The following is a 7,635-nucleotide window of genomic DNA, read 5'->3' as shown; positions in this document are numbered from 1 at the left end:
CACTTCCTGTTTTTGCTTGAGCAATAATATCTTCATTTCGAAGAATTATGGGCAGACTTTGCATTTGAATGGAGGTCATATTTTCATAATTTGAAGAAGCAAGACTCTTTATTAATTCTTGACGAAGAGGGAGTTGAGTAAATGATAGGTATTGATCCGAGTGTTTTGTTTGAGTCATGAAGCTACTTCTCCCATTGGTGTGGTCTCACCTGACGTCACGTTTTTGCCACAGTAATTTTTTCCAATAATTCTCTTTTTCTCGTTCAATAATGCTGCAACTCACTCTTTGTGAATAAAAATGGTTTTGACATATATAGGAAAAAATACATAGAATAATCTGTCGGCTAAAGCTTTTAAAAATTAGTATAAAATTATCGATGATGTCCGCGTGACATATGTTTCTCTTGGGCCATAGTTACTTTTAATGGACGTCCTTCCAGCATTTTCCCATTCATATTTAAAGAGGATTGAGCTTCTTGTTGGGAGCTAAAGGTTATAAAACCAAAACCTTTGATGTGACCAGTAAAGCGATCTTTAATTAAAAGAAGCTCGTCTATCTTACCATATTTAGAAAATTCTGCTTGTAATGCCTCTTCAGTAATTCCAAAGGGTAAGTTGCCTACATAAATTTTATTTTGCTTCATTGTCGTTTTCTCCAAGTAACCACTACAACTTCAGAAGATATAGTGGTTTAATAATATTAACTACTTAAATTAAAGAGCTATTATATTTTGTGCTTGAAGACCTTTTGCTCCTTGCGTCACAATGAATTGTACTCGCTGACCTTCTGTGAGGGTTTTAAAGCCAGAACTTAAAATTTCTTTAAAGTGAGCAAATACATCCGGCCCGGAATCTTGCTCAATAAAACCAAACCCTTTTGATTCGTTAAACCATTTAACGACTCCGTTTACTGTTTTAGACATAAGTATCCTTAAGTGTTTATTAAAATGCCTATATAGGCGAATTTAGCCGGAAACCGGTCAGGAATTAAAAACTACAGAACGAGGGATTAAATGAATAAAACGACGATTTGGAGAGTATAAAATAGACATTTTCTAGCTGAGACTAGGTTACTACTCTTTAAGGTTAAAAGTCAATCTTATTTGGAGTATTGCGTGTTTAAATCCCTTAACTACTATTTATGCTATAATATAAAAAAGGATTGTATAAACATTTTATCTTCTTATTTTTCCTTGCTTAATCATATTATACCTTTCTTAGTTCGCACTTATAGTGCTCCTATATACTTTCATATTGAGAATAAAATGTTTACTTATACTGCAAAAATATATTTTGATGACATTGAAATTAATCAGTCTTCGGGAAACAATTTAGACTCTCTTTTTATCTGGATGCTAACCCAGCAGAAGGGGGAATTTGGTAATTACAATGGCCAAATTACTAATAACAAAACGCATCTGATAGAAAAGGAATTTCGAACCAGTTCTTATTAATGTGTAGCTCTTTAAATTTATATTTAATTATGCTTTTTATTTACATATGACGTTCCGGTATATATGTGGATTATCTAAATATTAAACCTTAATCTTAAGGAAACTATTCATCAACATATATGGGAAATTTTTGAGCGTTTTCTTTTACTACTTTTAAAAAAAGCTGACGACCTTCTTTATCAGAGAAGCTATTGATGCCAATTAACTTTTGGGTACATGATGGACAGAGGTGATAGCAAAGAAGTTTTCCATTTTTAGCTCGAGACTTACCTCTTAAGGAAAAATCATTTTTAATTTCTAAACAATAATGACACGTTTGATAGCTCATAGATATCCTATAGAAATAGCTAATTGCTCCTAATGACTATGAGGTAATGAAAAGAAATTGCAGGATAAAAATGAAATTTCCCTAGATAGACAATAAGAAGAAAATAGATGGAATAATTAAATATACTAATTAGGACTCTAACACTTAATTGACTATTAATATAGATCAAGAATATTAATAGGGACTAGGCAGTGTTTCATCCCTACAATTTTTGTGAGACGGTAAATTTTGAGCTAAGCTCTGATTTAAAGGCGTGCTCGGAGAGACTCTACTTCTCCCGCATCATAGTTCGAAATAATGTCTATTACCACGCAGTAGTATCACAGTTGAGGCACGTTTGGTTACAGAAGAAGATAAACCTTGTTCTAAATTAAACTTAATGTTTGCTATTCCCGAATCAGGAGATAAGGATCTTTTTAATTCCAAACCCGAAAAATGGTAAATTTTTATATTAAACCCAATCGGATCAGATCTAGTGCACTAATAATGGCATAAAAATTTTCATCAGGGCATCTATCCAAAGCGTGGAACACTAGCCTTAGTAGCACATGAAAAGCCTGAACTGATTTGGTTTTAATTAGACTAAAAGTACAAGTATATTAAACTATGTAAACGATTTACATTTCCAAAGTTAAATCACAACATGTGCAAGGAAGGGACTTAGTGAAGAAAATAGTTTTAGGAATTATTGTTGTAAGCTTTTGTTTTGCTTCAACTCTTTTTGCAGCACACCGCGTAATTCATTTAAATGTAGGCTACAAGTCAGTATCTTTTACAGGGAAAATACGCCCAGCGATTGCTGTAAACAATCAAATTCCGGCACCTACATTGCACTTCAAAGAGGGAGACGAGGTAACAATTATAGTTCACAATCATTTAGATATAGGAACCGCAATTCATTGGCATGGTATTCTTGTTCCTTGGCAGATGGATGGAGTGGAGGGAGTTACTCAAAAGGCAATACCACCTGGTGGTTCTTTTCGTTATCAATTTACATTAGAGCAATCGGGGACTTATTGGTATCATGCACATGCTGGATTACAAGAACAGCAAGGCCTGTATGGGGCTTTTCTGGTAGATCCAAAAATTCCATCAAACTATAGCTACACAAAAGACTATGTAGTGGTACTGTCTGATTGGATCAACACCAATCCAAAGCAGGTGCTGGCTAAGCTTAAAAAAGATGGTGACTATTATGGTCCTCGATTTCCTTTACAACCGTCATTAAGCAAATTTATTCATGATTATCATAAAGCATCTAAAGCGGAACGTCAGAAATTATTAACTGACTACAAGATGATGCAACAAATGCGAATGAGTATTTATGATCTTAATGATATTGTTTATGATACTTTTTTGATCAATGGTTATTCGCCAAAAACTCCTTGGACTGGTTCAGTTAAAGTGGGTGATGTAGTCCGATTACGTTTTATTGGAGCAGGGGCAAATACTATATTTCGGGTTAAGATACCAGAAACTAATGTGCAAATGGTTCATGCTCAAGGAAATGATGTTATACCTTATAACATCAAGGACTTTACTATAGCTCCTGGTGAAACATATGACGTTTTAGTAAAAATAAAAAAAGATAAGCCCTACATTATTTATGCGGAGTCGAGAGACACAGTTGGAGCTGCAGTAGGGGCTTTAATCACTCATCCCCATCAAGTGGTTAATTACCAGCAGGTTAGTTCTTTTCCAGAACCATTACCTGTTACTAGAGAAATGATGGATTTTATGATGGGCGAGGTGAAACAGGGCTCTTTACCTCAACATAGAAAAAAGAACACTAGCATATCAACGCCTATGGAAATGAAGCATTCTTTGATGTCTATGGCTAATGATACTCATGAAATGGATATGAATGATATAGGAATGCATCATTCTTCTAAAAAGATGTCCCATGGTTCTATGGCTCACTCTATGCATAAAAAAATGCCTGAATCTATGGGTAAAATGAATGATATGAGTATGTCACACGACAAGTCCATGGGGCATACAATGACCATGCCAATAGAGCCTACACGAATGGGGGACACGATTGAGTCACCTGATTCAACATATCGCACCTCATTAGGAACTAAATATCAACTAATGCAGGCTGCGCGTCCGACTAACGATCCTGATAAGCCTATTGCTGGCGTAATTAATATGGAATTGTTTGGCTATATGGATCGATTTATTTGGTTTATTAATGGAGCCCCTGAATATAAAGTACATCCTATACCATTAGAGCCTGGAAAACGTTATCGTGTTATTTTTACCAATTCCTCGATGATGTATCATCCCATGCACATTCATGGGCATTGGTTTATTTTACGCAAAGGAGAAGAGGGGTATGATCCTTTATTGCATACGCTTAGCATTCCTCCAGGAGCTACTATAACTGCTGATCTTGATACTGAAGCAAGTGGACAGTGGTTTTTCCATTGCCATCTTCTCTATCATATGATGACGGGAATGTCTCGTACGTTTCAATACACAACACTCATTGGCATTATACAAGGCAAAGATAAGCCGCAGGATATTATAAAACAAACAGCCTACTCTAATCGCCCGATTGTGCGAGTTGATGAGGTACGGCCTATTGATACATCATTTGTAGAACATCCAATGGCACATCATGCCGGGTTATGGTTAGCTACCTTTTTAGATATCGGTGCCGATCCTTTTAATAACGTACAACGACTGAACTATAAAGGATTATATGGTTTTGACTATAACAAATTGGAACTACTAATCAAGGATGCTGAGTTATATAAAGGAACGCTTGAAAACGCTGATCTTGATATTTTTTACTGGCATTTAATAAGTCAGTTTTGGGCTATTAAAGGTGGAGTCAATTATTTTAATCAACCTACTTCTAAGCCTTATTGGCAACCAGGAGTAGGTATCGAAGGAGTTATGCCTTGGTACATTGATACAGATGTAAGAACTTATTATTATCGTGGCAGCGTGAAACTTGATGTAGAACTTTCTCGAGATACTCAAATAACCAATAATTTTTTCATCAGGATTGGTGCGCGCAGTATCCTTGCTTCTAAAACTGTATTAGAAGCGGAGGTGGGTAATGGTTTAAATCAAATGCGTTATATTTTCAGACCTTATTATCGACTTATGCCTGGCCTTAATGCATTTGTTGAATATGAGAATGAACAAGATTATGGCGTATTTAAAAAAATTCAACAAAATAATGGGGATTCTACGAACCAAAACACAGTATCTTTTGGATTCGTGGCTTTATTCTAATAAGAACATTATTTTCTTTTTATAACCTTAGCGGTAATACTAGTCATCTCGAATTATCAATGCCCCTAAAAATTTATTTCAAATTAAAAATTTCTTCTGGGAGTAAAGGATATGTCTTCTGAAATATTTTCTTCCTTGACATTAAGTGCTGATAAAAATTTTTCTTGAGCTTGAGTACTGCAAGAGTCTCTTTCACCATCAGAAAAATCATATCGATTTGCTAAAATTCTAAGTACTGCACGAACACACAGATCAGATAAACCAATCAGTTCTATATGTCGTCCACTTTTATAAGGATAATCCCTATAAGATTTTTTTGGAACTCGATTACTAAGTATTAAATTTTTAAGATACTCAGCCTCTGCACTAGAAACTTCTGAGGATCCAAATGAAAAAGTCAGATGTTGACGGCCCTTCGGATCTTGAGGGGTATTTTTCCGTGGTGCATAAACAAATGAGCCATTTAAATATATTTGAATCTTTACGCCAGGACCATATGCATTTATATTACCTCCCCAACGTAGTTCTGTTTCTTTTTTCATAATTTTATCTTAATAATTAATAGGAAATGTATTTATAACATATTTTATGCGTCTGATAGAGTAATGCGCAGTAAGAATTATTTAATTTCATTTCAAGATATCAAATTACTAGGAACTGGTCGAAGTAAAAGAGCTGTTAATTTAAAATCATTTTCATCTTATTTAATTTGATATTTTTTCTTATCAGTAATAAGAAAAAGGGCTTACCTTGAAAATGTGTACTATATTATTTTAAATGCAAAGAGCAATGGATTGTGATCGATTATGAATCCGAATGATACAATTAGAAGTCAAATTTTTGAATGGTTTTATGGGCTTCTTGTATTGATCTATTTTTGAGCTACGCAATAAAACCTGTTAACGATCCTCATACATCGAAAAATCAAATATTGCTCATTTTTTGATTTAAAACGGTCACATCTTCTTGCATTTGTTTTGCAAAAGAACTTGCAGTTTCTACAGAAAAAAATCCTAAGGAATTTACTTTTGTCTTCATACTGTTGAAATGCTCAAGCGATAATTGGCTTTTAGTTTCAAACTTTATCTCTTCAGCACTCTTGTACTTATTTGCAGAATCTTCCTCTAAATAATTTTTAAGGGTTAAAATTATTGCATCGAGAATAGGATTTACAGTGATGAGAACTGCCGTTCTAAAAACGTTTAGGTCGGTTGCTGTCGCTAAAGTAGTTGAAAGTAAAGCCATAGAACTTCCCCAAAGTTGCATGATTTCTTGTTGTCTTCGTTCAATTTTTCCACTATTTGAAGCTATAGGTCTGGTCTTAGATAGATAGTAATTTGCTTCTCGAAGGTATCTTGCTCGATTCTGATTGCAGGAAAAAGAGAGGGAGAATAGGCTGCTTCCACTGGAGTGGTAGCCAGCAAAGGAGATTAAAGTGCTGAAGTACAATCTTATCCTAAATTTACCTGGATTTTCCATAGTAAAAGTGAGCGGATATCAACTGATTTCCTGTCTGCACATGCTGTCTTGTTCGAAGCATGTGGTGCAACTCAATTCCCGCTAGTGTAGCTTGTGCTGAATTGAATGCCTTGAATCCCTTCATGGGTTTTGTGATTTTTTTGATAAACTGGTTGTCCTGCTCCACAATGTTGTTCAAGTATTTAATTTGTCTCATGGCAATCTGAAAGAACAGCCCGCCAGCAGCGCCAGCTGCAGGTTAATGGCCTCGATACCTGTTTTATTGGCGCCATTTTTATCCATGGTTACCTTCTCCGGAAAGCCGTTTGAACCAATGGCTTTACTGAAAAATGCCCGTGCTGCTGGTTCATCACGCTTTTCTGAAAAGAAAAAATCCACGGTATTGCCTTCATTGTCAACTGCACGATACAGGTACAACTATTACCCCTTTACTTTTATATACGTCTCATCCACTCTCCAGGAAATCCCTGTTGTACGCTTGTGATGCTTGCGAAAAATTTCTTCCAGAAGAGGAACATATTCAATCACTCAACGGTTAATGGTCGAATGATCAACCTTTAATCCACGCTCCAGAGCCAGTTCCTCAATGTCTCGGTAGCTCAGAGAATAGGCAAGGTACCACCTGACTAGCATCAATATAATATCCCGCTTAAAATGCTTCCACTTGAAACTGATCATTACCTCAGACACCTAAAAAGTCAGGAACACTATCAAAATTCAAAATTTTCGCGACAAAGCCATTCATCATGACTTGCCCCCATTGGTTCTTCGCATTGGTTCGTGTTTACCGATCAATTTAGGTTTCTTCTGCGATTTGCATTTTTTAAGTTCTTGGGCTAATAATTTCTTAATAGTGGGTATTTATGACGGGATTTCTCCGGATCTTTGTTCCGATTATGGTTGTTGGGTCAACGATCGGCGCAGGCTGCTACGTCGGCGTGGGAGTTCATCGGGTCGTAGTTGTCGAAGTGGGGTTTCCCGTAGTTGTACTGGCACCTCCGGCACCACAGTAAAAAGTGTATGGGGTCGCGCCTTATCCAGACGCTGTTTGGATAGCAGGCTACTGGGGCTAGGGAAGGCGGAGCGTATAAGTGGCAGGCTGGGCATTGGGAAGCGCAATAGGGT

At 36.2% G+C, this 7,635-nt stretch carries 7 protein-coding genes and 2 pseudogenes; 2 read left to right on the top strand and 7 right to left on the bottom strand.

The window, feature by feature from the left end:
- The 3 genes and pseudogenes from Lsan_RS23430 to Lsan_RS09295 all read right to left on the bottom strand — a co-directional run.
- Nucleotides 1-178, bottom strand: a pseudogene (locus tag Lsan_RS23430) (ATP-dependent RNA helicase DbpA); the annotation flags it as partial.
- A 193-nt stretch (nt 179-371) separates the two neighbouring features.
- Nucleotides 372-644, bottom strand: a complete 273-nt coding sequence (locus Lsan_RS09300; protein ID WP_058514129.1) for an RNA recognition motif domain-containing protein — start codon at nt 642-644, stop codon at nt 372-374.
- Nucleotides 645-713: 69 nt separating this feature from the next.
- Nucleotides 714-923 carry a cold-shock protein gene (locus tag Lsan_RS09295; protein WP_058498931.1) on the bottom strand — a complete coding sequence of 70 codons (210 nt, stop codon included), beginning with the start codon at nt 921-923 and terminating at the stop codon, nt 714-716.
- 342 nt (nt 924-1,265) lie between these two features.
- Between Lsan_RS09295 and Lsan_RS09290 the strand changes: the two genes are divergently transcribed.
- A complete protein-coding gene (locus Lsan_RS09290; protein ID WP_058514128.1) occupies nt 1,266-1,454 on the top strand; it encodes a hypothetical protein in 189 nt (62 codons plus the stop codon).
- Nucleotides 1,455-1,557: 103 nt separating this feature from the next.
- Here Lsan_RS09290 and Lsan_RS09285 read toward each other — a convergent pair whose 3' ends face one another.
- Nucleotides 1,558-1,782 (bottom strand): hypothetical protein, encoded by a 225-nt coding sequence (locus Lsan_RS09285; RefSeq protein ID WP_058514127.1) that lies wholly within the window; start codon nt 1,780-1,782, stop codon nt 1,558-1,560.
- Nucleotides 1,783-2,454: 672 nt separating this feature from the next.
- Between Lsan_RS09285 and Lsan_RS09280 the strand changes: the two genes are divergently transcribed.
- Nucleotides 2,455-5,031 carry a multicopper oxidase domain-containing protein gene (locus Lsan_RS09280; RefSeq protein WP_420324293.1) on the top strand — a complete coding sequence of 859 codons (2,577 nt, stop codon included), beginning with the start codon at nt 2,455-2,457 and terminating at the stop codon, nt 5,029-5,031.
- Nucleotides 5,032-5,114: 83 nt separating this feature from the next.
- On the opposite strand, the gene Lsan_RS09275 is transcribed toward Lsan_RS09280, so the two are convergent.
- From Lsan_RS09275 to Lsan_RS09265, 3 genes and pseudogenes are all read right to left on the bottom strand, one after another.
- Nucleotides 5,115-5,573 carry a hypothetical protein gene (locus Lsan_RS09275; RefSeq protein WP_058514125.1) on the bottom strand — a complete coding sequence of 153 codons (459 nt, stop codon included), beginning with the start codon at nt 5,571-5,573 and terminating at the stop codon, nt 5,115-5,117.
- 382 nt (nt 5,574-5,955) lie between these two features.
- Nucleotides 5,956-6,480 carry a hypothetical protein gene (locus Lsan_RS09270; RefSeq protein ID WP_133134379.1) on the bottom strand — a complete coding sequence of 175 codons (525 nt, stop codon included), beginning with the start codon at nt 6,478-6,480 and terminating at the stop codon, nt 5,956-5,958.
- 31 nt (nt 6,481-6,511) lie between these two features.
- Nucleotides 6,512-7,188: pseudogene (locus tag Lsan_RS09265) on the bottom strand (IS6 family transposase); the annotation flags it as partial.
- Nucleotides 7,189-7,635: the final 447 nt, after the last annotated feature.

It is taken from the genome of Legionella santicrucis (genome assembly GCF_001468135.1).
In the GTDB taxonomy this organism is placed as follows: domain Bacteria; phylum Pseudomonadota; class Gammaproteobacteria; order Legionellales; family Legionellaceae; genus Legionella; species Legionella santicrucis.
Note: the sequence above shows the minus strand (reverse complement) of the source record. Positions and strands in the feature narration are given on the sequence as shown.